Origin of the sequence: Mycobacterium simulans (assembly GCF_900232995.1) — a bacterium.
Lineage (GTDB): Bacteria > Actinomycetota > Actinomycetes > Mycobacteriales > Mycobacteriaceae > Mycobacterium > Mycobacterium simulans.
This window is the reverse complement of the sequence record NZ_OCVX01000007.1, coordinates 869,149-893,687: the sequence shown is the minus strand read 5'-3', so window position 1 is coordinate 893,687 and position 24,539 is coordinate 869,149. Positions and strand designations below refer to the sequence as shown.

Sequence of the window (24,539 nt, the reverse complement as noted above, 5' to 3'; positions counted from 1 at the left end):
AAACTTGCTTTGCGGGCTTTGTTAACTTTCTAATACCGCTCTGAGTTGCTTACCAAACAACTCGACGGCTTGGACGGTCAACATCTCATGGTGGGTGCAATCAACCGGATAATCGGTGACATCACCGGTTACATATGGTCGCCAACTTTGTCGAATTGCTCCACTCGGCGCGCTCCGGGTCGCCGAAAATATGGTCAGGTCGCCATCAAACACATCAATCGTGTGCTCGGATCGATATCGAATATTCGCCTTCGTGTTCTTAACGATAAGATCGCGTAGTTCTCCGAAGGGGCAGGCGTGGGGGACCTCAGCATTGATGCCATCCGGCCCCCAGGCATCCTCTAAAGAGTGATCCAGAACTAAAGCATCGTCGTCAATAGGTTCAGCACCATAAATGTTTATTGCGTCATCATGGCTGGCCGCAGCGTCGAGGATTATTAGGCGTCGGACCACATATCCACGACGGCTAAGCTCAATGGCGAGTTCGTGGGCCACGTTTCCGCCAAAGGACCAGCCAAGAATGTTGTACGGACCCCCAGGATAGAATTCTACGAGCCGCTGGGCGTAATCCTTCGCCAGGCTGCGAACCGATCCGGATTCCGAACCAGCACTTTGTGCGTCTTGTTGGATACCGACGATCGGACAATCTAGATATGGTCCCAGTGCACGGTATGGCCAGCTAACGCCGCCGCCGTGATGGATGCAAAACAGCGGAGATCCAGAACCGTTTTGCAGGACCCTGACAGGCGCGAACTCCAACGCACGGCTCGGTGCATCAAGGAGCGAGACGAGGCTTGTCACCGTTGGCGCGTCGAACAATGCGCGCACGTTCAGGTTGGTGTCCAGCGAGGTGTTGATCGCGGCGATGGCTCGCATGGCCAACAGCGAATCCCCACCGAGGTCGAAGAAGGAGTCGTCGATGCTGACGCGTTGGATACCGAGGACTTGGGCATAGATTGTGGCCAGGATTTCTTCGGTTGGGGTGGTCGGGGCTCGATAGCTCTGGGTGCTGGTGTATTCGGGTGCGGGTAAGGCTTTGGTGTCGAGTTTGCCGTTGATCGTCAACGGCAACCGCGCCATCATCACGATCGCGGCGGGCACCATGTATGCCGGCAGCAGGCCAGCCAGTTGCGCGCGCACACCCACCGGATCCGCAGTCCCGGTGACATACCCCACCAACCGCGTATCACCGGGACGGGCTTGGCGGGCGATCACCACCGCTTGGTCGATACCCTCGCAACCGGCCAACACCGCGGCGACCTCGGCTGGCTCCACCCGATGCCCTCGGATCTTGACCTGCTCATCGGCGCGTCCCAAAAATTCCAGCTGCCCATCGAGACCCCAGCGCACCACATCACCGGTGCGATACATCCGCATCCCCGCCGTCTCGAACGGGCATGCCACAAACCGTGATCCGGTCAATCCCGCGCGACCCCAATACCCACAACCCACGCCCGCACCAGCCACATACAACTCACCGGCCACTCCTACCGGAACCGGACGCAACCATCCATCGAGCACAAACACGCCCACGTTGGCCAATGGCACCCCGATGGGGCTTACGCTGCTGTGGGTGTCTTGCTGCACAATGTCGCGGAAGGACACGTGCACCGTGGTCTCGGTAATGCCGTACATGTTGACCAGCCGAGGTGATCGCTGATGGCGGGCCAGCCACGGCGCGATCCGTTGCGGGTCAAGGGCTTCCCCGCCAAAGACGACCGTATCCAGGCTTAGCTGGGCGCTCATCTCATGCTGTGCGGTGTTAGCGGTTTGTAATGCATAAAACGCCGATGGGGTTTGACTGAGTACGTTGACGTGGTGTCCAACCAGTAGCGCATGAAACTCTTCTGGGGAACGCACCACCGAGTCCGGGACGACCACCAGGTGCCCACCGTGTAGCAGCGCGCCCCGTGAAAAAACCCCCCCCCCCCCCCGGGAACGCCCGCCCCCCGCCGCCAGCCCGCCGCCATCCCAGCGACCCCAGCATGCGCCGACTCCGTCTTATGGCCCGGTGCATTCGTCGGGACCAATGCCGCAGCAGCGGCCGACCCCTGCCGGCCAGCCCGGGTGGTCGCCGCCGAGCGGACCCATTCCGGCCGGCTGGAGCGGCACCCCGCCACCGCAGCAACCCGCCGGTCCGACGCCGTGGCACCAGGGCCCCTCACCCCGCACGCGCAATCCGTGGCCCGTCGTGGCTGCCATAGCCATAGGCCTCGTCCTTGTCGTCGGAGGGGTGGGCATCTGGCTGGTGACCCGGCCCAAGCCAAAACCGCCGCCGAAGCCGATATCCGAGGACCGGCTGAGTTCCGTGCTGCTGAGCCCGTCGGAAGTCAACTCGGTGATGGGTTCATCGTCGATGACGCCCGGGAAACCCATCACTTCGATGGATTCCTCATCGCTAACGCTCTCCTTGCCGGACTGCCAAGGAGCGCTGTACACCAGCCAAGCTCCGGTGTACGGCGGCACTGGCTACACCGGGATCAGCGCTTTGGTGTCATCCGAGCCCGGCGACAACTACGACCACTGGGTCAACCAAGCCGCGGTGGCCTTTCCTTCCGCCGACAAAGCCCGCACTTTCGTGCAGAACTCGGCCAACAGGTGGAAGAACTGTGCCGGCAAAACCGTCACCGTCACCAACAAGGGCAAGACGTACCGGTGGACGTTCGCCCAAGTGGAGGGCGCCCCGCCGCGCATTACCGTGGTGGACACCCAGGAAGGCGCTGACGGTTGGGAGTGCCAGCGGGCGATGAGCGTGGCCAACAATGTGGTCGTCGACGTCAACGCTTGTGGCTACAACATCACCGACCAAGGCGGACAGATCGCCGACCAGATCATCGCCAAGGTCAACAAGGGATGACGGATTAGGCCTGCAGGTCCGGTCCCTGCGCGCGCACGTCATCGACCGCCGACATTGCGGCGCGCAACTTGGCCAGCCACTCCTCGGTGTGCTCGCCGACCAGCTTGACCGACCACGCGAGTGCGTCGGCGCGGGATCGGGCCACGCCCGCGTCGACCAGCGTGTCGAGAACCTGGCGTTCCGGCTGCTTCAAGCGTGTCATCACCGGAACAGCGATGTGGGTGAACAGAATTCGTTCGGTGCCGGTTTGCGAGCCAACTTCGACGCCCCAAGAAACCTTGCGCCCGTAGCGATCTTGCGCTTCATCGGCGATGTTCATCCGCTCGGGCCGGGTTTCTTCACGGAATCGCGATACCCGGCCTTCCGAGCGCTCCTTGCTTTCGGCTTCTCCGGAGCTCTCGGGTTCAGCCAGCTTGCCCACGACTGTGATCTCCTCACGGTCGACGATGACCGTGGGGTCGCCAACGAACCAGTCATCGGGCAGTCGTCCGGCGAACCACTCGGCCGCGCCGCTGGCATCGGGTTGCTCGGCCTGCTGCCAGCCCCCGGGGCGCCCGTACCGGCGCCCGTGCATGTGGTGGTGTTTCATGATTACATGATTACATCGTTACAGTGCTAATGGAACACCGTTCACTGCCGGCGAAAGAGACCCGGGAGGTTGTGCTCGCAATGCGGGAAAACCGTTGCTAGTAAGCAGTCACAGTTGTATTTTTGGTTACGAAGCAGGCCCGGAAGCGACCAGTCTCAAGTGCCGGAAGGACGGGGTGAAATCCGGCCGTGTCGGACCCGCGTAGGACGGAGTGCCGACGCCCCCAGGAGTCGCCCGGGCCTGCCCTTATGTGCCGCTAGTGGCGCCGGACGCGGAACAGTTTCGCTTCGCTTTTAACGCCCTTGAGGCGGCGGCCACCGGCGAACGAAAAGTGGAACCCATCGATGTCACCGGAGCCAGTTAAGGCGTCGTGCACCGACTCCGCGACCAACACGCTCCCCGGCCGCGCTACGCCGGTCACCCGGCTTGCCACGTTCACCGGACTGCCGAACCAGTCGCCGGCCCGGCTCACGGCCATACCGGAGGCGACTCCGGCCCGTAGCCGTGGAAAGGCGTCGTCCGTGTCAACCGTCTCGACCAGCTTGAGAACGGTATCCAGCAATGGCGCTGGATCAGGGCAGACCAACATCACCGCGTCGCCGATCGTCTTGATGAATCGCACCGGCGGCGCTGTCAGGTCACGCGCGAGTTCAGCCAGCCCGCTGGCGAGCTGACCCAGCTCCTCGGCAGATACCACCTCACCCAGCTTGGTGAACCCGACCAGGTCGGCGAAGGCAACGGTGACCTGACGTGCACCCGGCAGCGGCTTACCCGCAGCCCGCTCCCCAGCATTGACCGCTTCGGTCTCCATCATGTGCCGCAATTGCATGAACAGCATGTTCTGGATCATGGGACCAAGCAACGGAACCATCTGGCTCACCAGCGCCTTCGACGCCTGTGCGATCTGGAGCTCGGTAACTCCTGGACGCATGATCGCCGACAGCGCGGTGTACCTCATGACCTCAGCGGCGTGGGACAGGCCCTCGGCGAGCACACGCGTGACAAGCACCACCTGATCGGGATGCAGGCCCAGCTCAACGAATTGCTGGGCGTCTGCGGCCGCTTCAACGTCGGCGCGCATGTGCACGATCGCATCCGGGTCGTCCACCCTGGCCAGGCCGATGGCGCGCTGCACCCGCTGCAGCAGCTCCAGGTCAACACCGTGGCTCTCACTGATCTCCCTGGTGGATACATAGGTGCCGTCGTCCCCGACGAGGTGCCGGGTGGCCAGCAGTAGCGGTGGGTTGGTCGCCCGGATCTCTTCGGCGGTGATGCCCTGCTCGAGCAGCCAGTCCACGAGCTCGGCGCGCTCGGCACGCGCGGTGCCCTCAAGTCCGTCGAGTAGATCTTCCTTGTCGGGTTGGTCCATGTGGTCGTCCCTCACTGATGAGCGCCGCTCCTCTCCCCCGCAAGCGGGAGGTACCCCCACATCGCCATGCATATCGTCGCCGGCGCGGGTCATGACACCGGCGGTCGCCGGTGCGCCCACGGTCTGGCGGCTTCGATCTGCGCGGCCAACGAAAGCAGCGTCGCCTCGTCGTAGGGCCGGCCCACGAGCTGCACCGACATTGGCAGGCCGTCGCCGTCGAAGTCCCACGGCACGACGGCGGCGGGCTGGCCGGTCAGATTCCAGACCTGCTGGTAGGGAACCCGTTGCCCGGCGAGCAGCAGGGTCGACACTCCACCCCGGCGTCGGTAGGCGCCGATGCGGGACGGGCCCGTCGCGGTGCCCGGGGTAACAACCACGTCGACATCGTTGAAGATCGACTGGATGCGGATGCTCAGCGACTTTTCCGCAATACGCAGTGCCTCCATCCGCCGGTCGGAGAAGAACGAACCAAGCCGCGCCAGGGCGCGGGTACGCGCTTCGAGGCGCTCCGGATACGCCTGGCCGTCCGCGTCGTCGCTGATACCGCGGAGAAAGCGAGGCAGGTAGTTGGCGTACAGCGCGGCCGGATAATCGGGATCGCGGTCGATGACTTCATGGCCCAGGTCGCGAAGCAACGCCCCCGCCTGCTCGAGCGCTACCAGTTGCGCTGTGCCGCACCTGAGGGGTATCAGGGTTGGAACCTTGGCGCTCAAGGCAATTCGCAGTCGGCCGGGCTCGCGAGCGACCGCGTCGACGAACTGACCTTCGGGGCTGGGCAGCGCTGTCGTCGCGTCGAGGAACAACGCCGCGTCCAGCACCGAACGCGCGATCGGCCCGTTGACGCTCAAGCCCTGCCACGCTCCGTCGTGGGGCTCTAAAGAGATGCGATCGCGTTGCGGTTTCAGCCCGAACAGCCCACACCACGTCGACGGGATGCGAATCGATCCGCCGCCGTCGGATCCCAGTGCCACCGGGGCCAACCCGGCCGCTACCGCGGCGGCACTGCCACCGCTGCTACCGCCGGGGGTGCGAGAGGGGTTCCACGGGTTGCGGGTTGCCCCAAATGTGATCGACTCGGTGAAGGGCATGATCATCAGCTCGGGCACATTGGTCTTGCCGATGATGACCGCGCCGGCCGCGCGCAGTCGGCGGACCACCTCGGCGTCGGAAGTCGCAGCTGGACCGTGCCCGCCGCTGCCGTACGTCGTTACCTCGCCGGCAATGTCGACATCGTCTTTGATGGCGATGGGTACGCCCAGCAGCGGCAGCCGCTCCCCCGCGTCGATGCGTTGCTGAGCGGCCGCTGCTTCCTCGCGGGCGCCGTCGTAGCGCACCACGCGGTAGGCGCGCAGCTCGCTATCCAGGCGCTCAATCCGTTCCAGGTAGACCTCGAGCAGCACCGGCGCGGTGACTTCACCATCGGCCAGCATGCGCGCCTGTGCAGCCGCGCCGGCGAACGCCAGGTCGCTAGGGTCCACTGCCGCAGCGTATCCCGCTGACCGAACCGGCCCGGCCCGCGGGTCCAGTACGGTGGCGGCATGTCCTGCGTGTTCTGTGCGATCGCCGCCGGGGAAGCTCCAGCCATCCGGATCTACGAGGACGACGGCTATCTGGCGATCCTCGACATCCGCCCGTTCACCCGCGGCCACACCTTGGTGCTGCCCAAACGACACACTGTCGACATCACCGACACGCCGGCGCAGACGTTGGCCGACATGATCATCATCGGCCAGCGGATCGCGCGGGCGGCCCGGGCGACCGAACTGGCCGACGCGACCAACATCGCCATCAACGACGGGTCCGCTGCCTTCCAGACGGTGTTCCACATTCACCTGCACGTGCTGCCGCGACGCAATGGCGACAAGCTGTCGGTCGCCAAGGGACTGGTGCTACGGCGAGACCCGGACCGGGAGGCCACCGGACGAATCCTGCGGGAGGCGCTGGTCCAACCGGACCCCACTACGCAAGACTGAGCCCATGGACATATCCCAATGGGTCGAGCAGCGGATTGGAACGCGGCTGCTACGCGTCCACGACGCGATCTACAAAGGCACCAATGGCCGCATCGGACATCGAATCCCTGGGGCACCACCAAGCTTGCTGCTGCACACAACCGGCGCCAAGACCGGCAAGGCGCGGACCACGTCGCTCACCTACGCCCGCGACGGTGATGCGTACCTCATCGTCGCGTCCAAAGGCGGCGATCCTCGATCGCCGGGCTGGTATCACAACCTCACGGCCCACCCGGAAGTCGAAATCAACGTCGGGCCGACACGATTCGCGGTGACAGCGAGGCCGCTGCTGCCCAGCGACGCGGACTACGCGCGGCTCTGGCAGATCGTCAACAAGAACAACGCCAACCGCTACGACGCCTATCAGCGACGGACATCGCGACCAATTCCCGTGGTCGTATTGACCCGCCGCTGAATGTGAGCGGCACACGGCTGGCTCCGCGGTTCCGTTTCACCCAAGCGCGCTGTAATGCATCAGGGCGTCGATGACCAATCCGACGCCCACGACGAGGAAAATGATCCGCACGGTAATCGGACCGTAGCGCGTGAGAAGGCGCACGATCGATCGCTGAATGCGTTTGGCTCGGGTGGTTCGGCGAGTCGACAGGGTAAGGATCACCAGCAGCGGCCAACGCGTCACCGCGCAGTAGACGATGACGATCACCGGCCAGATCGCTGGACGTGGATGCAGCGCCGAAAGCATTGCCAAGCCAGTCAGATACGGCACCGCCGTCGGCGCTTGGCCGAGACCGACTGCCACTCCGACAAATCCGAGCAGCCACGGACGTCGCCGCGTCGCCGCCATCGCCCACCCAGGCGCCGAGGATTGGGCGGTCAAAGGCAAGTAGGCCAGACCGATCAGCACCCCTCCCGCCAGCAGCTCGCCCCAATACCGAACTGCTGGCGTGATGCTGAAGTCGACGAAATGAGTCATGAAGTGAAGCCCGAGCACGGTCAGCAGGCCAAAAATGGTCATGACCGCGAACACACCGGCGATGAAGCTCAACGCGCCGGGAACCGGTGATTGCCGCCTCAGCCGACCGTCGTAAATAACCGCCGAAACCACACCCACGTTGAGCACATTGAGGGAGTCCAGAAACGCCAACCCGGCAAGCGTCAGCATCAAAGCCCCCATGAGTGCGCCTACCGGACCTGGTCCGTGCGGCCGTGAGGTTCCATCGGGCCACCCGAGGCGGCGTCAACGGGCGCCGACAAGGAACCGATCCGATGCGGCGTCGCGGTGATAAACCCAGCGATCACCCAGCCGACACTACGGCCCCGTGGCTGCACCACGCCGGGCCGCCCAGCGCTACCTCGACGAGCTAGACAGCCAGTCGCTGACCAGGCAGATCGATAACGCTTTAGAGCTGCTTGGTCATCGACTTGATGAGAGCGATGAGGCGCAAGCCGCTGCGGTGGCGGTCGGGCACCGGGTGCTCGACTCGATGGACGACAGCTGGTGATCAGCCGCGCTGCGATCTACTGGGCAGACCTCGCCGCGCCCTCCGGCAGCCGACCCGCTAAGCGCCGTCCGGTGTTAGTGATCCAATCCGATCCGTATAACGCCAGTCGACTAACCACGGTGCTGGCCGCCGTCGTCACCTCCAACACGGGGCTGGCGGCCATGCCGGGAACGTGTTCCACCCGCATCTACGACTCGGTTGTCAACGCCACGGCACTCGTCACGCTGAACAAGGACGACCTCATCGATCGAGTCGGCGAGGTACCGCCGAGCCTGATGCAGGAAGTCGACCGCGGGCTTCGTCGCGTACTGGACCTTTGACTTAGATCGAAGGTTTTCTAGATCTAGAGCTAAAGACTGTTTCTGTTGGCGTGCAATAACATCCAGTCAGCTCCGAGGTCGTAGCGCCGGCCGCCTCGGAACGCCGTCCAGCCCGAAGACTTCAGGCACGAGAAGGTAACTACCCTATCTCAAATTCACAACACTGCGGGTCGACACCGGACGTGAGCCGCGATCGACGGTGAGATACGCTGCGTGCCAACATCAGACGCGAGCGATGTGAATGCCCGATGTCCAACGGCTTTCGTCGTGCAACGAGTGCTCTGATCTCGATCATTGCGTTGATGTTGCCCAGCGCCACCGCGCCGGTGTCGGCGACTTCGGTTCAGAGCCCGAACTTGCTGATCAACCCAGGCGCCGAGTTCGGCGACCCATCACTATCGGGATACGGTTCGGTGACTGTGCCGGGGTGGACTGTCACGGGCACACCTACGGTTATCAAATATGGCACGCGGGCCCGTCCGCCGTCGCCATGGGCGTGGCCGGCGCCAACGTTGCCAGCGGCGCTGGGATTTCCTGACTCGAGCAGCGGCCCCCCCGACGGTGGCGTGCAGTTCTTCGGCGGTGGAAACGTCGCCACGTCCACACTCACCCAAGCTGTCGACCTCAGCCGTGCGGCACGCCAGATCGACACCCGGGCGGTGCCATATTCACTAAGTGGATGGTTCGGCGGCTATCTAACCGACCCGTCTGCGGCGTCAGCCACCGTCGACTTCCTGGGGGCGAGCGGACAGCGGCTGGGCGGCGGCAAGGTCGGGCCGGTCACTGTGGGTGATCGCTGGTTGAAGACCGTGCTGCTCAAACGCGAAACGTCCGGAACGATTCCGGCAGGCACCCGTAGCGCAGTTGTGGTCGTGACCTTCACAGACAACAACCCGGTGCCTGGCAGCTACAACGACGCCTACGCCGACAACCTTTCGTTTACTGTTGGCGCTCCACTGCCCGCGCCACCACCGCCCACACCACCGGTGTCGACGGTCGGCGCTCTCGATCACGTATTCATGATCTATTTCGAAAATCATGGTGTGACGGACATCGTCGGCAGCCCCAACGCGCCCTACATCAACAGCCTCATCAGCACCTATGGCTACGGATCGAACTACTACGCCGCAACCCACCCCAGTGACCCGAACTACACTCCGATCCTCGGCGGATCCGATTTCGGGGTTAACTTCAACTGCCCCAAGGACTGTTATGACGAACCCAACCTGGCCGACAACATCGAAGCGGCGGGCAAAACATGGGCTGGCTACGCGCAGTCCATGCCCGCCCCCTGCACTCGCGTGCCCGGGGTCGGCTACGCCACCGACGAGTTGCCATTTCTCGCATTCCACAACATCTTCTCGGACATCCCACGCTGCCAAGCACACGTGTTGCCGCTGACGCGGATGGCCACCGATCTCGCCTCAGTCGCGACCACCCCGAACTTCGTGTGGTGGGCCGCGGATGAGACCTACAACATGGAAGGCGACAATCCTGTTCTGTTCGCGCTCAGCCAAATCGGGGATCATCAATACGATGTCACGGCGGGCGACACGTTCCTCGCAGACACACTCCCCACGATCCTGAACTCTCCCGCATTCCAAACGCGGCGCTGTGCTGTTTTCATCACCTGGGACGAGGACTACGACAACCTGTCGCTGGGCATCGACAACCAAGGCAACCACATCCCTATGATCGTCATCCCGTCACCAAATTCCGGGATGCGCCAGGGCCACTTCGTTGCCCCAAACTACAACAATCACTACAGCCTGCTGCGCACCATCGAAGACGCCCTCCAGCTGCCCCGACTCACCCAGAATGACCGGTTCGCCCAACCCATGAACCAATACTGGCCATAGTGAGCTCGCACGGATCTGGACCTCGCCCGGCCACCGATGTGCCGTCTGCGCCAGCTCAATAGTCCTCGAGGTTGATCGAGTTCACGACGCGGTCGAACTCCTCCTGGGGTATCGGCTCACCACCGGGGATGTTGTCGCTGACCAACCATTGGTTGCGCTCGACGAAGCCGTTGAATTCGGCCTGGTAGTTGGCGAAACCGCGCTGGTAATCAGTGCCGGCCAGCTTCAGCTCGCCAGCGAGGATATAGGCGCCCAGCAGTGCGACACTGGTCCCTTGCCCCGACAGCGGCGAACAGCAATACCCGGCGTCGCCAACCAGCGCCACCCGGCCCTTCGACCAGCTATCCATCGTGATCTGTGACATCTCGTCGAAGTAGAAATCCGGCGCGTTCCGCATGTAATACAGCAGTTGCGCGCGTACCCAGCCGTCTTCGGCCATCCGTCGTTCCAGTTCGGCGAACTGCGCGTCGGTGTCGCGGTAATCGATGCGCAGTTCGGTGTCCATGAAGGCCAACGCGGCCCGGGCCTCGGCATTGTCGCGCGCGCTGTAAACGCCGGCCATGGTGGTGTCGCCGTAGTGCCACTTCTGCCAGTAGTCCAGCTCCAGGAAGTTCGGCACGGTAAAGATCGCCGCGTGAGTGCCGAGCCTCCTGATGAATTGCTCCTCCGGGCCGAAAACCAGGCTGCGCACATTGGAATGCAAACCGTCGGCGCCGAGCACGAAGTCGAAGCTGCGGGCCGCAGCGCGCTCGAACGTCACCGTGACCGAGGTGCCGTCGTCTTCCAACGCCGCAATGCTGTCATCGAACAGATACTCGGTATCCGGTTGGGTTGCGCCATAAAGCAATTCGACGAGATCATCACGCAGCAGCTCGATGTCGGGGTTGTCGATCGGACCACCGGTCGGCGTGGATTCGGTGTCCCGGGATAGCTCATTGCCGTCGCGGTCGACGACGGATGCGCCGCGAATCCCGGTCTTCTTGGCCTCGGCGGCTTGAAGCAGCCCCATGCGTTCCAGCACCGTCAGCGCCGGCCCGCGCACATCGATCGCTTGGCCACCCGGCCGCAGGCCGGCATGGCGCTCCACAGCGGTAACCGAATAGCCGTACTGCCCAAGCCAATACGCCACCGTCAGACCGGCCACGCTGGCACCGGATACCAGAACCGTCCGTGTCAATTGATCCCTGCCCGCTTCTTGGCTTCGGTGAAAATGTCGTCGAGCATTGCCGGAGTCAACCTACCGGTGAACATGTTCTGCTGGCTCGGGTGGTAGCAACCTAGCAATCGCACACCCGACGGCAAGTCAGCCACGACGCCGTGGCCGAACTTCGGCTTGCGCCCCCCGGCCGTCCGGGCCAGGCCCGGGAGGCCTAACGCGACCTGCCAGGCGAACCCGCCAAGCGCAACGATCACCCGGACCTCATCGGCCACCAGGCGCCATTCGGCGTCCAGCCACGGCGAGCAGGTGAGGCGCTCGGCCGGCGTCGGCGCGTTGGCCGGGGGCGCGCACCGCACGGGCGCCACGATGCGAATCTGGTTGGCCCGCAAGCCGTCTGCGGCATCGATGCTGATCGGTTGGTTCACCAACCCGGCCCGATACAGTGCCGCGTACAGCTGGTCCCCGGACCGGTCGCCGGTGAACATCCGTCCAGTCCGATTGGCGCCGTGCGCGGCCGGGGCCAGACCGACGATCAGGAGCCACGGCCGCTCAGATCCCCAGCCGGGCACCGGGCGGCCCCAGTACGGCTGATCGGCAAACGCTCGGCGCTTGGTGACGGCGACGTCCTCCCGCCAGGTGACCAGCCGGGGGCAGGCGCGGCACACGCTGATCACCGCGTCGAGTTCCGAAATCGAGCGCGCTTGTCGCGCCAGCGTCACGACCTGCGCGGCGTCGGCAGCCACCGGGGTCTGCGCCGTCGCCGGATCACCCGGCCAGCCGGTACCGGGCGCGACCGGGGAACCGAACGTCTGGCCGGTATTGGGATGCGTGAGCACACGAACATCCTGCCCGCAAAAATCGCTGCCAGGCCACCGCCGCGAAATTCGGTGGTTTCCTACACTGGCTTGGCGTTAGATTCGGCGGCGATATCCATGCGCACTAACAGCCGCGTCCCGGCATTTCTGGTCCTTTTCGCCACGCTGATGGCGTGTGCGGGCAACGGCATCTCAATAGTCGCCTTCCCGTGGCTGGTGTTACAGCGCGAGGGCAGTGCCGGACAGGCGTCGATCGTGGCCGGCGCGACGATGCTGCCGCTGCTGTTCTCCACGCTGGTCGCGGGCACCGCCGTCGACTACTTCGGGCGTCGCTGGGTGTCCATGGTGTCCGACGCCCTATCCGGAGCGTCGGTGGCCGCAATCCCGCTCGTGGCGTGGGCGTTTGGCGCCGACGCGGTCAACCTGGTGGTACTGGCGACGCTGGCCGCTCTTTCGGCCGCGTTTGACCCGGCCGGGATAACCGCCCGTCAGTCGATGCTGCCCGAGGCGGCCGCCCGGGCGGGCTGGTCACTGGACCGGGTCAACAGCAGCTACGAGGCGATAATCAACCTGGCCTTTGTGGTCGGTCCGGGCGTCGGCGGCTTGATGATCGCAACGGTCGGCGGCATCAACACGATGTGGATCACGGCGGGGGCATTCGGGTTGTCCATCCTTGCGATTGCCGCGTTGCGGCTCGAGGGAGCGGGCAAGCCGCACCACACGACCCGGCCCGACGGGCTGGTGTCCGGAGTCGCTCAGGGGCTGCGTTTCGTGTGGAGCTTGCGGGTCCTGCGTGCGCTGGCGCTGATCGACCTGGCCGTGACCGCGCTTTATCTGCCCATGGAGAGCGTGCTTTTCCCGAAGTACTTCACCGACCGGCAGCAACCGGCGCAACTGGGCTCGGTGTTGATGGCGCTGTCCATCGGCGGCCTGGCCGGCGCGCTCGGCTACGCGCCGCTGGCGAAGCACCTGCCGCGGCGCACCATCATGCTGACCGCGGTGCTCACCCTCGGGCTGGCGACGGCTGGGATCGCACTGCTGCCGCCGTTGCCCGTCATCCTGGCGATGTGCGCGATGATCGGCCTGGTCTACGGGCCAATCCAGCCGATCTACAACTACGTCATGCAGACCCGGGCCCCGCATTATCTGCGTGGCCGAGTGGTTGGGGTGATGGCGTCGCTGGCCTATGCCGCGGGTCCGTTGGGGTTGCTGCTGGCCGGTCCGCTGACCGACGCGGCCGGGTTGAAGGCAACGTTCTTCGCATTGGCGCTGCCGATCCTGGTCGCCGGCCTGATCTGTGCCCGGCTGACGTCGCTGCACGAACTCGACCGCGAACCGGAGTTCGCGGTCGACTCGTAGGATCGGCCCGGTGGACGTATTGGCGGGGCTGATTGCCGAGTTGCCGGAAGGGCTGGTGGTTACCGATCCAGCGGTGACCGAGGGCTACCGGCAAGACCGCGCGTTTGATCCGTCGGCGGGCAAACCGCTAGCCGTGGTCCGGCCGAGGCGCACCGAAGAGGTGCAGACGGTGCTGCGGTGGGCTTCCGCCCACAGGGTGCCGGTGGTCACGCGGGGCGCCGGCAGCGGCCTGTCGGGCGGCGCGACCGCGCTGGACAACGGGATCGTGCTGTCGACGGAAAAGATGCGCGACATCACCGTCGACCCAGTCACCCGCACCGCGGTATGCCAGCCTGGGCTGTTCAACGCCGAGGTGAAGCAGGCCGCCGCCGACCACGGTCTGTGGTATCCGCCCGATCCGTCGTCGTTCGACATCTGCAGCATCGGCGGCAACATCGCCACCAACGCCGGCGGGTTGTGCTGCGTGAAGTACGGCGTCACCACCGACTATGTGCTGGGCATGCAGGTGGTGCTGGCCGACGGCACCGCGGTCCGGTTGGGTGGCCCACGTTTGAAGGACGTGGCGGGGCTCTCGCTGACCAAACTCTTCGTCGGCAGCGAGGGCACGCTGGGCGTCATCACGGAAGTGACGCTGCGGCTGATACCCGCGCAAAATGCGTCGAGCATTGTGGTGGCCAGCTTCGCCTCGGTCCGGGCCGCGATCGATGCCGTGCTCGGGGTTACCGCGCGGCTACGTCCCTCGATGCTGGAGTTCATGGATTCGGTAGCGATCAACGCTGTCGAGGACACGATGCGAATGGACCTGGACCGCACTGCGGCCGCGATGCTGGTGGCTGGCTCCGACGAACGTGGGCGGGCGGGCAGTCAGGACGCCGAACTGATGGCCGCGGTGTTCGCCGAAAACGGTGCGACAGAAGTGTTTTCCACCGACGATCCCGACGAAGGCGAGGCATTCGTGGCCGCGCGCCGGTTCTGCATCCCGGCGGTTGAAAGTAAGGGATCGCTATTGCTCGAAGATGTCGGGGTGCCGCTGCCCGCATTGGGCGAGCTGGTGGCCGGAATCGCGCGAATCGCTTCGGAGCGTGACCTGATGATCTCAGTGATCGCCCACGCCGGCGATGGCAATACCCATCCGCTGCTGGTGTATGACCCGTCCGACGCCGCGATGGTGGAGCGCGCGCATGTCGCGTACGGCGAGATCATGGATTTGGCCGTGGGGCTGGGCGGCACGATCACCGGCGAGCATGGGGTCGGGCGGCTGAAGCGGCCGTGGTTGGCCGGCTATCTGGGCCCTGAGGTCATGGACCTGAACCGGCGGATCAAGCAGGCCCTGGACCCGTTGGGCATCCTGAACCCGGGCAGCGGGATCTAGCTGCTGGCGTCGAGTGTGCGCTTAGGGCTTTCAGTGTGAAATGAGGGCGAGAAATCCAGCGAAATCTCGCCGCGAGTACACACCCGAAGCCATGAACGCACACTCGATGCGGAACGGGCGTAGGTATGTTGACATCTCGACGATGGTGTCGTACGAATAAGACATGTCGGTAGCTTTGTCTCGCGATGTTCTGTGTAATTTTCAGCTCGCCACCGCGGACACCTGGCCGAATCCCTGGCCGATGTACAAGGCGCTGCGCGATCACGACCCGGTGCACCATGTCATCCCGCCCGGGCGTCCCGAGCACGACTATTACGTGCTGTCGCGGCACAGCGACGTGTGGTCCGCGGCTCGGGACCACGAGACGTTCTCATCGGCGCAGGGCTTGACCGTCAATTACGGCGAGCTGGAAATGATTGGGCTGCAAGATAACCCGCCGATGGTGATGCAGGACCCCCCGGTACACACCGAGTTTCGCAAGCTGGTGTCCCGCGGCTTTACCCCGCGACAAGTCGAGGCGGTCGAGCCGAAAGTGCGCGAGTTCGTCGTCGAGCGGATCGAGACGCTGCGCGCGGGCGGCGGCGGCGATATTGTCACCGAACTGTTCAAGCCACTGCCGTCGATGGTGGTCGCGCACTATCTCGGTGTCCCCGAAGCAGACCGGGTCCAGTTCGACGGCTGGACCCAGGCCATCGTCGCCGCGAATACGGTTGAGGGTGCCGTCGCCGGCGCACAGGACACTGTCGAGGACGCGGTCGGGTCGATGATGGCCTACTTCAGCGCGCTGATCGAGCGACGCCGTACCGCACCCGCGGACGACACCATTTCGCACCTGGTCGCGGCCGGGGTGGGCGCCGACGGCGACATCGCCGGCGTGCTGTCGATACTTGCGTTCACCTTCACGATGGTCACCGGCGGCAACGACACCGTCACCGGCATGCTCGGCAGCTCGATGCCGATGCTGCACCAACGGCCCGACCAGCGCCAGCTGCTGGTCGACAACCCCGAACGCATCCCCGACGCGGTTGAGGAACTGCTGCGGCTGACCTCGCCGGTGCAGGGGCTGGCGCGCACGGTCACACGCGACGTGACAATTGGTGACATCACCGTCCCGGCGGGTCGCAAGGTGTTGCTGTTATATGGGTCGGCCAACCACGACGAACGCCAATATGGGCCGGACGCAGCCGAACTCGATGTGAACCGGCGCCCCCGCAACATTCTGACTTTCAGCCATGGTGCACATCACTGTTTGGGTGCGGCCGCGGCGCGTATGCAATCCCGGGTTGCGCTGACCGAGCTGCTGGCCCGCTGCCCGGACTTCGAAGTCGACGAGTCGCGCATCGTGTGGGCGGGCGGCAGCTATGTCCGGCGCCCGTTGTCGGTGCCGATCCGGGTCCGGTCCTGATGCCGGGTAACGACTGGCTGGCCGCGCACCGCACCGAGGCGGCTGCGGACCGGATACTCGATGCGGCCGAGCGGCTCTACACCGATCGTGATCCGGCTACGATCGGCATGAATGAGATCGCAAGTGCCGCAGGCTGTTCCCGTGCGACGCTGTATCGGTACTTCGAGAGCCGAGAGGCGCTGCGAACGGCTTACGTGCATCGCGAGTCGCGCCGGCTGGGTCGCGAGATCTTGCAGCGGATCGCTCATGTTGAGGACTCGCGCCAACGGCTCATCGCCGGCATCACCGCCACCTTGGGGATGGTTCGCGAGAACCCGGCATTGGCGGCGTGGTTCGACTCAACCCGCCTGCCGATCGGCGGCGAGATGGCGGGGCAGTCCGCGGTGATCACCGCCTTGGCCGCCGGCTTTCTGAGCTCTCTTGGGCCCGACGACCCAGCCACTGTCGAACGACGAGCTCGATGGGCGGTGCGAGTGATCATCTCCCTGCTGATGTTCCCCGGCCGTGACGAAACCGACGAGCGGGCAATGGTCGAGGAGTTCGTCGTCCCGATCCTGACGCCGACGCCCGCCCGACGGGCGACCTAATCTTGTCGCGTGGCAATTGCCGCGACGATTTCGCCGGCGCGCACCGCCACGTTCGACAACAATGAGGACGCGAGGCCATGCGTGTGCTCAACCGACCCATTGAGGTAGATATCTCCCGGCGCTCCCGATTTGGGGACCAAACGGTAGTCTCGCGTGACAGCCGGCCGCCCCTCGGAGTCGAACTCATAGCGGCCAGCCAAATCTCCCAGGAATCCTCGGATGTCCACCGGCGTATAGCCCGTTGCATAAACAACCGCGTCGCAGTCCAGGGTCTGCTGCCGGTGCGTGGTCAGGTGAGATATCTTCAGCCGCACCCGATCCGGATATTCTTGGGCGCCGGTGATTTCGGAGGCGTTGTGCATGATGAGGCGTCGATTACCTGACACCCGCTCGGAATACTCGCGGGAATAGAGGTCGTCGAGCAGTTGCGGATCAACGGCCGAATAATTGGTTGACCGGTGGTAGTCGAGCAGTCGCTGACGCAGCGGTTGGTCGGCAGCATAGAAATCGTCAACGGCCGAGGGGTCGAAAATTCGATTCGCAAAAGGATTGTCGTCGGCCACGCTGTAGCCGTATCGGGTGAAGACCGCATGCACCTGCGCCTGCTGGTAGGTGTCGTGCAGGTAGCCGACCACCTCCGCCGCGCTTTGACCCGCACCGACAACTGCGAATCGCCTTGGGGCGGCGGCATTCAGCGTCGCGAGACCATTAAGCAGCGTGTGGCTATGCCACTGTCGGGCAGTTTCGGAAACACCCTCGGGCAGCACGGGCCGCAGACCCGTCCCCAACACCAATGTCCGTGCGTGAATCAACCACTCGGGATCCGTCCGCACCACAAAGCCTGGTTCGCCGCTAGTCACCTCGACGACGCGATGTCCATAGCGGACATCGGCGGCCACACGGCACGCGGCCCACTCGAGATAGTGGTGGAATTCCACCCGGCTGGGAAACAACGTGTGCCGGCCGATGAACTCGACGATCCGGTCGCATTCGCTCAGGTAGTTTACAAACGTGAAGTCGCTCTTTGGGTTTCGGAGAGTCACCAGGTCTTTGAGGAACGGCACCTGCATGCGTGCGCTCGGCAGCAACATGCCCCGGTGCCAACTGAATCTCGGCTGGGTCTCTGCGAACACCGCGTGCATGCTGCGCTCATCCAGCGCGATCGCCAACGCGAGATTCGACGGCCCGAAGCCGATACCGAGCAAATCCGTTCGTTCAGGAGTGGACATGAGAACGCGTCAACCGTTCCAGATAGCGTTCACGCACCATGTCCCGGTTAATCAGGACGACGAAATCGGCCATGTCGAAATCGGCATCGTAGGAGGGTTCTCCGCAGATCATCCCACCGATTCGCAGGGAGCCCTGCACCATCGGCGGTATCCGCACGCGTCCGGGGTCAGGCAACTCGGACAGGCTTAATCCGTTGACCTGAACTGGGTTTCGCGGCATCACTCGGTACTGGGCGGGCGCAGGCTGAGTACCGAACGCCGCGTCGCGCACGCCTCGCACCAACGCGCCCCGCCGGTACCCGCCTTCCATTTGAACCGACAGGCACCCGATCCCCCATTCATAGCCGGTGATTTCCTGATACCACAGTATTGCGGCCCACAGTAGACCCATCACAGCGCCCGTGCGGTGTTCGGCATGCACACTCGCGCGACCAAGTTCGACGAGCTTGGGGCGCAACTGATTCAGGCCACCGATATCGAAAATGGTGTCGGCGAACAGTCCACCCGCGGCCCGGGCGCCGTCGGGCGGCAGCAGCCGGTAGCAGCCGACGATCTGTCCGCTCGTCTCGTCCCTGGCCAACAGATGATCGCTGTGCGGATCGAACTGGTCGACATCGATCATTTCCCCGGTCAGCGGCCCGCGGGTGGCACGCGGCAGCGCCGCCCCCAGCTCTTCGGCAAATACCTGGTAGCGCAGCCGCTGCGCGGCTTCGATGTCGGCGGGGTCGGTGGAGATCATGACGCTGTAGCGGCCGGTAGCGGTCGCCGGGATCAGGATTGCGTCACCCACCATGTTATTCGGAGACTACCCGCTGGCGGTGCCCGCCGACCCCGATCAGGATGGCCGCGCCCACCGCGGCGACGGTCGCGGCGAATGCGGCGGCCACCAAGGCCGCCTGCATGCCGTCGGCGCTTGCCTGCCGGGCCACCCGCGCGATCGCCGGCAGCGCCGGCCTCACGTCGTCGGGCAGGAACTCGAGCACCCGCAGGCCCGCGCCGGCGGACAATCGGTCGGCGAGTTGGCGAACCGGGCCTGGGGCGACGCCGTGCAGCTTGGCAAGTCCGTCGGCGGCGCCGTTGGCCGCATGCCGGCTGAACAGTGCCCCAAGGCCGGCGACGCCGGCTAGGATGCCGACCTGACGGATCGTGCTCACCGTTCCGGTGGCCATCCCGGCGTCGGCGACCGGTACGAATTGCAAAGCGATGTCGGAAGTCAACGCGAACAGGCCACCCAGACCCAGTCCGGCCACGATGGAACCACCGATGAAGTGTGTCCATTGAGTGTTCTCGGTGACCCCTGTCATTAGCCATAGCCCGACCGCGATCAACACGGCGCCACCGGGTATCGACATCCAGGCCGGAAAGTGGGGCGCGGCGGTCATGGCGAGCGGGGCGCCCAGCACGCATGCGATGGTCAGCGGGAGCGCTCGCAGCCCGGCCTGAAATGGGCTGTATCCCAAGGTGTTCATGAAATACAGCGCGAGGTAGTTGGTCGAGGCGATCAGTGTTCCGGCCGCCGCGAACGCCGCGAGCGATACCCCGGCGAAACCGGGTCGGCGCACCACCCGCAGGTCGAGCATGGGAGCGCTCACGCGTGCTTCCCACGAGCCGAACAGCAGCAGGGACAAGACGCAGAACACGCTCAGCCCGACGATCAGCGGGCTGGTCCAACCACGGTGATTGCCTTCGATCAACACATACGTGCCGGCGAACAGCGCGGCCGTCAACACGGCCGTACCGACCAAGTCGAGCGGGCGGTCTTGCGGCGCACGGGATTCCGGCACGAACCACACCGCGATCGCCAGCGCGACCAATCCGATCGGCACGTTGATCAGAAAGATCGACTGCCAGCCGAAGGCTCCCACCAATGCGCCACCGAGCAGCGGCCCGACGGCGGCGCCCGCTCCCATGACGCCACCGTAGATCGCGATCGCTACGCCCCTGCCGCGCTGTTCGGGGTAGGCCGCGGCCACAATCGGCAGTGAGACGCCAAGCAAGACTGCCCCGCCCGCGCCCTGCAGCGCCCGGCAAGCGTTCAGCACCTCGATGCTGCCGGCCAATGCGCAGCCCGCCGAAGCGAGCGTGAACACCGTCATTCCGGCCAGGAAGAGGCGTCGCCGCCCAAGCCGGTCGCCCAACGTGGCCGCCGTGAGCAACAGGCCCGCCATGGGCAGCGCGTACGCGTCTACTACCCACTGCAATCCACTGAGCTCGGCGTCCAGCGATGCCTGAATGTTGGCAAGCGCAGCCGACACGATGGTCATGTCGAGCAACAACATGAAGACCGCGAGGCAAACCGCTATCAGCGTGAGGCGAGGGGTCCGCGGCCTGCCCACTAAGTCAAGCCCGTCTAATCGGCCTTGACGCGCGTGAAGCGGTGTAACAGCCAAGCCAATGGAATGGTGATCGCCATCGTCGCGACAAAGAGGTACAGCATCGAGCCGGTGTACACGTGTGCTCGGACCACATAAACCATGGCGAATTCCATCGTCACCAGATGGATCAAGAAGATCTCGTATGAGATTTCACCGAGCCACACCATCGGTCGGCTGGCCAGCAGCCGCCAATACCAGCCCTGGTCGCCCAAGGCCAGCGGCGCCACTGCCAGCGCGGCAATCACGGCATAGAAGCCCGTCTTGACCAGCGCCTCGCTAAGTGTCGCCGGCGATGTGGTAGGCGCCCCGGCGATCGGAGTGGAGACGATGAAGTAGCTGATGATCGCCAGCGGAATGGCCGCAAACGCGTAGCAGCGCACACCCATGGCCTGCAACACGGCCAGCATCATGCCGCCGAGGAACCAGGCGAGATAGGTAGGTAGCCACAATCGGGCGCCGTCGGGAAACCAGTGATCGGTGTGCACCAGGATCAACCAAACCGGGCTGATTAGCGTCAGCCCCACCAATGCGCCCAACAGCAACCTGGGCTGCCAGCGTCGCCGACTTATCAGGACCAGCAGTAGGTACGCCAACAGCGGCAGCGACACGTAGAAGGCGGCCTCCACCGCCAGGCTCCACATCTGGGTGAGGCCCTGATGCAGATAGGAACCCAAATAGCCGTCGGTGTAGATCTGGGTCAAGGTAAGGTTGCGGATCAGTCCCACCCAGCTATGCCCGGGGTTTGGTCCCGCCTCCCGAAAGTGGTACAGGACATAGGCGAACAGCACGGTGATGATGTAGGCAGGCATGATGCGCCGAACCCGGTGCCACGCATAGCGACTCAGTGAAGGTGGCGGACCGCCCGTGGCCGCCGACTTCACCCACGGGCGGAACAGCAGGAAACCCGAGAGCACGAAAAAGATCGGCACGCCGATCTCCAACCGGGCACCGACCAGGCCCCAATAGCCGTGGGTGTACTTGCCGGTGGTGTAAGCCGCGTGAGTGCCGACGACCAGAAGCGCGGCGACGGCCCGGATTCCGGTCAGCGACGCCACCCGGTCCACGTGCGCGGTTTGCTCGAGTCCGCCTTGGGCGTCTCGTTCCTCGGACAGGGTCATCCGGCACGGCTCCGGCGGGGTTTGCCTGCCCGGTCTGGCCGCAAGTTGATCAGAACACCCGAAATCCGGGTCTTTTCAAGCTTTTTCAGTGCCGCTTTGGGCAGTTTGGCCGGCAGTTCCACCAGTGAGGAGTCCGGTCCGATGCTGATATGGCCGAAATCGCTGCGATGCAAACCTCCCTCGTTGGCGATGGCGCCGACGATTGCGCCCGGACCGATCTTGTGCCGCTTGCCGACGGAGACCCGGTATGTGGTGAACTCCGGCTTACGCCTAGGCTTTTCGGGTCGGTCCTCGCGGCTTCGCTTTTCCGGTCGCCGCGGCGACGGGTCGGGTGCTAGTAGGAATTCCTCGCCATCGCGTGACTGCAACGCCAGCGCCGCCGCGATATCGGCCATCGGGACATTGTGCTCACGTTCATAGTCCTCGATCAGCCTGCGGAACAGCTCGATTCCCGGACTGCCGAGCGCGCCGGTGATGGAATCGGCGAATTTTGCCACCCGCTGGGCATTGACGTCCTCAACCGTGGGCAGCTCAGTTTCGGTAAGCGTTTGCCGGGTGGCCTTTTCGATCGCGTTGAGCAGGTGACGCTCCCGCGGCGAGACGAACAACAGCGCGGATCCCGAGCGCCCGGCCCTGCCGGTGCGGCCGATCCGGTGCACGTAGGACTCGGTGTCGTGCGGGATGTCGTAGTTGAGCACATGCGAGATCCGCTCGACGTCGAGCCCCCGGGCCGCCACGTCCGTGGCGACCAGTATGTCGATGGAGCCTTCTCGCAGTGCTGCAATGGTCCGTTCGCGCTGCGCCTGCGGGATGTCGCCGTTGATGGCTGAGGCGGAAAACCCTCGGGCACGCAGCCTTTCGGCAACTTCCTCGGTCGCCTGCTTGGTTCTTACGAAGACGATCATCGCCTCGAACGGCTCGACTTCCAGTACTCGAGTGAGCGCATCCATCTTGCGTGGCCCCGCCACTTGCATGTACCGCTGCGAAATATTCTCGGCGGTAGCTGTTTTCGCCTCTGCCGTGACTTCGAACGGGTCATGCAGATACTGAGCGGTGATCTTGCGGATCGCGGCAGGCATGGTTGCCGAAAACAGCGCGACCTGTTTGTATTCCGGGGTTTCGGACAGGATGCGGTCGACGTCGTCGGCGAAACCCATGGCGAGCATCTCGTCGGCCTCATCGAGCACCAGGTAGTCCACCCGCGATAAGTCCAGCGTCCCGCGTTCTAGGTGATCGATGACCCGGCCGGGGGTTCCAACCACCACCTGCGCCCCGCGTCGCAGCCCGGCCAGTTGCACCCCGTAGGACGATCCGCCGTAGATTGGCAGGACGTTGAGCTGCCGCAGGTGGGCCCCGTAGCGGCTGAACGCCTCGGCCACCTGCAGCGCCAGCTCACGGGTCGGCGCGAGCACCAATGCTTGGGTGGCCTTGCTGGTCGTGTCAATTCTGGACAGGATCGGGATCGCGAAAGCCGCCGTCTTGCCGGTGCCGGTCTGCGCCAGCCCCACCACATCCGAGCCTGCCATGAGCGCCGGGATCGTGGCGGCCTGAATCGCCGTCGGCGATTCGTAACCGACTTCACCGACCGCCCGCAAGACGCGCGGATGAATCTGCAGGTCGGCAAATGTCACAGGGGACGCCGCAGGCGAGTTGTCCGAGATGGCCATTTGGACATCGAGTCTACGGGCGGTGCCGGGCCTGGCAGCGCAGGGCGCGGCGGGTGGCCCGCCCGCTGGGCGAGCGCGCGTGTCTGTACACCGACACGCCGCGTCGGCCGTACAACTGCGCACCCTCGCGACGGTGATCGCGATTGCACGGCCGCGCCTGCCACACCCGCGGGGCCGATGGCGGTACGGTGCGCGATGTGTGGTCGCTACCCCGCCGCGCCCGGCCGCTGAGCGTGGCCGCTGTTTTGGTCGCCACGATGTTGACGGGCTGCGGTTCCGGAGACTCCACCGTCGCTAAGACGCCGACGGCCACGCCGATCACACCGACAGCTCCCGCCAACGCACCCGACGCCACGCCCGGACCGCCGTCGGCGACGGCCGCACCGCCCAGCAGCAGCACAGCGCCGGTCGATCCGTGCGCCGTCAACCTCGCCTCGCCCACCATCGCGAAAGTCGTCTCGGAGTTGCCTCGGGACCCGCGCAGCGAGCAGCCGTGGAATCCCGAACCGCTGGCCGGCAACTACAACGAGTGCGCTCAGTTGTCCGCGGTGATTATCAAGGCCAACACCAACGCCCTCAACCCCAGCACCCGCGCGGTGCTGTTCCATCTGGGCCGCTACATTCCGCAGGGCGTGCCAGACACCTACGGATTCAACGGCATTGACACCTCACAGTGCAATGGCGACACGGTGGCGCTGACGTACCCCAGCGGCATCCATGGCTTGAATGGCGATGTGAAGTTCCACTGGAACGGCAGCGGGGTCGAACTGATCGGCAACACCACCCGCGGCTGACGGCCCGCTACCCGTCGGCGCGAACAGCGCGGCACGCAACGACATCGGGAATGTGGCGCTCTGCGAGTTCGTAATCGGCGTCGTCGTGGAGGACGACTAGGCCCGTGGCCGCGGCCGTGCCGCAGATCAGCAGATCCACGACCGACAGGGCACGCACCACCGGGCGCCCAGCCAACCCTCGTAGTCCTCC

General features: G+C 64.8%; 22 protein-coding genes and 3 pseudogenes. 11 read left to right on the top strand and 14 right to left on the bottom strand.

From position 1 onward, the window contains the following. Positions 1-21: 21 nt before the first annotated feature. Positions 22-1,908 (bottom strand): annotated as a pseudogene (locus tag MSIMFI_RS29430) (AMP-binding protein); the annotation flags it as partial. 187 nt (positions 1,909-2,095) lie between these two features. Here MSIMFI_RS29430 and MSIMFI_RS26190 point away from each other — a divergent pair. Beyond that, positions 2,096-2,857: pseudogene (locus MSIMFI_RS26190) on the top strand (sensor domain-containing protein); the annotation flags it as partial. A 4-nt stretch (positions 2,858-2,861) separates the two neighbouring features. Here the strand turns inward: MSIMFI_RS26190 and MSIMFI_RS26185 are convergent. From MSIMFI_RS26185 to MSIMFI_RS26175, 3 genes are all read right to left on the bottom strand, one after another. Further along, positions 2,862-3,446: a hypothetical protein gene (locus MSIMFI_RS26185; protein ID WP_186244170.1), complete on the bottom strand. Its 585-nt coding sequence runs from the start codon at positions 3,444-3,446 to the stop codon at positions 2,862-2,864. A gap of 256 nt (positions 3,447-3,702) precedes the next feature. Continuing rightward, complete coding sequence (locus MSIMFI_RS26180; RefSeq protein ID WP_191499775.1) at positions 3,703-4,815, bottom strand: adenylate cyclase regulatory domain-containing protein; 1,113 nt, start codon at positions 4,813-4,815, stop codon at positions 3,703-3,705. 89 nt (positions 4,816-4,904) lie between these two features. Beyond that, positions 4,905-6,293 (bottom strand): amidase, encoded by a 1,389-nt coding sequence (locus tag MSIMFI_RS26175; RefSeq protein ID WP_191499774.1) that lies wholly within the window; start codon positions 6,291-6,293, stop codon positions 4,905-4,907. A gap of 60 nt (positions 6,294-6,353) precedes the next feature. Here MSIMFI_RS26175 and MSIMFI_RS26170 point away from each other — a divergent pair, with 60 nt between their 5' ends. Continuing rightward, positions 6,354-6,788 carry an HIT family protein gene (locus tag MSIMFI_RS26170; protein WP_191499773.1) on the top strand — a complete coding sequence of 145 codons (435 nt, stop codon included), beginning with the start codon at positions 6,354-6,356 and terminating at the stop codon, positions 6,786-6,788. A 4-nt stretch (positions 6,789-6,792) separates the two neighbouring features. Next, positions 6,793-7,242 carry a nitroreductase family deazaflavin-dependent oxidoreductase gene (locus MSIMFI_RS26165; protein ID WP_191499772.1) on the top strand — a complete coding sequence of 150 codons (450 nt, stop codon included), beginning with the start codon at positions 6,793-6,795 and terminating at the stop codon, positions 7,240-7,242. 36 nt (positions 7,243-7,278) lie between these two features. On the opposite strand, the gene MSIMFI_RS26160 is transcribed toward MSIMFI_RS26165, so the two are convergent. Further along, positions 7,279-7,962, bottom strand: a complete 684-nt coding sequence (locus MSIMFI_RS26160; RefSeq protein ID WP_191499771.1) for a GAP family protein — start codon at positions 7,960-7,962, stop codon at positions 7,279-7,281. A gap of 145 nt (positions 7,963-8,107) precedes the next feature. On the opposite strand from MSIMFI_RS26160, the gene MSIMFI_RS26155 reads away from it, so the two are divergent. From MSIMFI_RS26155 to MSIMFI_RS26145, 3 genes are all read left to right on the top strand, one after another. Then, positions 8,108-8,290: a hypothetical protein gene (locus MSIMFI_RS26155; protein WP_191499770.1), complete on the top strand. Its 183-nt coding sequence runs from the start codon at positions 8,108-8,110 to the stop codon at positions 8,288-8,290. Continuing rightward, the gene (locus tag MSIMFI_RS26150) at positions 8,284-8,610 is read left to right on the top strand and encodes a type II toxin-antitoxin system PemK/MazF family toxin (RefSeq protein ID WP_191499869.1); all 327 of its coding nucleotides are present in this window, start codon (positions 8,284-8,286) and stop codon (positions 8,608-8,610) included. The genes MSIMFI_RS26155 and MSIMFI_RS26150 overlap by 7 nt, the downstream gene beginning before the upstream one ends. 248 nt (positions 8,611-8,858) lie before the next feature. Further along, the gene (locus MSIMFI_RS26145; protein WP_191499769.1) at positions 8,859-10,469 is read left to right on the top strand and encodes an alkaline phosphatase family protein; all 1,611 of its coding nucleotides are present in this window, start codon (positions 8,859-8,861) and stop codon (positions 10,467-10,469) included. A 55-nt stretch (positions 10,470-10,524) separates the two neighbouring features. Here MSIMFI_RS26145 and MSIMFI_RS26140 read toward each other — a convergent pair whose 3' ends face one another. Continuing rightward, positions 10,525-11,646, bottom strand: a complete 1,122-nt coding sequence (locus tag MSIMFI_RS26140) for an FAD-binding protein (protein ID WP_191499768.1) — start codon at positions 11,644-11,646, stop codon at positions 10,525-10,527. Further along, positions 11,643-12,464, bottom strand: coding sequence for a uracil-DNA glycosylase (locus MSIMFI_RS26135; RefSeq protein ID WP_191499767.1), 822 nt, complete (start codon positions 12,462-12,464; stop codon positions 11,643-11,645). Before MSIMFI_RS26135 ends, MSIMFI_RS26140 begins: the two co-directional genes overlap by 4 nt. Positions 12,465-12,560: 96 nt before the next feature. On the opposite strand from MSIMFI_RS26135, the gene MSIMFI_RS26130 reads away from it, so the two are divergent. Then, positions 12,561-13,802 carry an MFS transporter gene (locus MSIMFI_RS26130; RefSeq protein WP_191499766.1) on the top strand — a complete coding sequence of 414 codons (1,242 nt, stop codon included), beginning with the start codon at positions 12,561-12,563 and terminating at the stop codon, positions 13,800-13,802. Between the two features lie 10 nt (positions 13,803-13,812). Then, positions 13,813-15,174: an FAD-binding oxidoreductase gene (locus tag MSIMFI_RS26125; RefSeq protein ID WP_191499765.1), complete on the top strand. Its 1,362-nt coding sequence runs from the start codon at positions 13,813-13,815 to the stop codon at positions 15,172-15,174. 30 nt (positions 15,175-15,204) lie between these two features. Here MSIMFI_RS26125 and MSIMFI_RS29100 read toward each other — a convergent pair whose 3' ends face one another. Continuing rightward, on the bottom strand, positions 15,205-15,339 hold the full coding sequence (locus tag MSIMFI_RS29100; protein WP_263597450.1) for a hypothetical protein: 135 nt from the start codon (positions 15,337-15,339) through the stop codon (positions 15,205-15,207). Between MSIMFI_RS29100 and MSIMFI_RS26120 the strand changes: the two genes are divergently transcribed. Together MSIMFI_RS26120 and MSIMFI_RS26115 are read left to right on the top strand one after the other, a co-directional pair. Next, complete coding sequence (locus MSIMFI_RS26120) at positions 15,338-16,579, top strand: cytochrome P450 (RefSeq protein ID WP_191499764.1); 1,242 nt, start codon at positions 15,338-15,340, stop codon at positions 16,577-16,579. The two genes, MSIMFI_RS29100 and MSIMFI_RS26120, sit on opposite strands and share 2 nt — an antisense overlap. Then, positions 16,579-17,166, top strand: a complete 588-nt coding sequence (locus MSIMFI_RS26115; protein WP_191499763.1) for a TetR/AcrR family transcriptional regulator — start codon at positions 16,579-16,581, stop codon at positions 17,164-17,166. Before MSIMFI_RS26120 ends, MSIMFI_RS26115 begins: the two co-directional genes overlap by 1 nt. Here the strand turns inward: MSIMFI_RS26115 and MSIMFI_RS26110 are convergent. From MSIMFI_RS26110 to MSIMFI_RS26090, 5 genes are read right to left on the bottom strand one after another with little or no spacing between them, the layout of a single operon-like run. Next, positions 17,163-18,395, bottom strand: coding sequence for a lysine N(6)-hydroxylase/L-ornithine N(5)-oxygenase family protein (locus MSIMFI_RS26110; RefSeq protein WP_449870980.1), 1,233 nt, complete (start codon positions 18,393-18,395; stop codon positions 17,163-17,165). The genes MSIMFI_RS26115 and MSIMFI_RS26110 overlap by 4 nt on opposite strands. Further along, positions 18,382-19,188, bottom strand: a complete 807-nt coding sequence (locus MSIMFI_RS26105) for a GNAT family N-acetyltransferase (protein WP_191499762.1) — start codon at positions 19,186-19,188, stop codon at positions 18,382-18,384. The genes MSIMFI_RS26110 and MSIMFI_RS26105 overlap by 14 nt, the downstream gene beginning before the upstream one ends. Before the next feature lies 1 nt (position 19,189). Continuing rightward, positions 19,190-20,731, bottom strand: coding sequence for a DHA2 family efflux MFS transporter permease subunit (locus tag MSIMFI_RS26100; protein ID WP_318187432.1), 1,542 nt, complete (start codon positions 20,729-20,731; stop codon positions 19,190-19,192). 14 nt (positions 20,732-20,745) lie between these two features. After that, entirely contained in the window at positions 20,746-21,888 is a 1,143-nt protein-coding gene (locus MSIMFI_RS26095) for an acyltransferase family protein (protein ID WP_191499761.1), read from the bottom strand. Next, the gene (locus tag MSIMFI_RS26090) at positions 21,885-23,555 is read right to left on the bottom strand and encodes a DEAD/DEAH box helicase (protein ID WP_191499760.1); all 1,671 of its coding nucleotides are present in this window, start codon (positions 23,553-23,555) and stop codon (positions 21,885-21,887) included. Before MSIMFI_RS26090 ends, MSIMFI_RS26095 begins: the two co-directional genes overlap by 4 nt. 188 nt (positions 23,556-23,743) lie before the next feature. Here MSIMFI_RS26090 and MSIMFI_RS26085 point away from each other — a divergent pair, with 188 nt between their 5' ends. Further along, positions 23,744-24,349: an LppP/LprE family lipoprotein gene (locus MSIMFI_RS26085; protein ID WP_396820578.1), complete on the top strand. Its 606-nt coding sequence runs from the start codon at positions 23,744-23,746 to the stop codon at positions 24,347-24,349. 7 nt (positions 24,350-24,356) lie between these two features. On the opposite strand, the pseudogene MSIMFI_RS26080 reads toward MSIMFI_RS26085, so the two are convergent. Then, positions 24,357-24,524 (bottom strand): annotated as a pseudogene (locus tag MSIMFI_RS26080) (VapC toxin family PIN domain ribonuclease); the annotation flags it as partial. Positions 24,525-24,539: the final 15 nt, after the last annotated feature.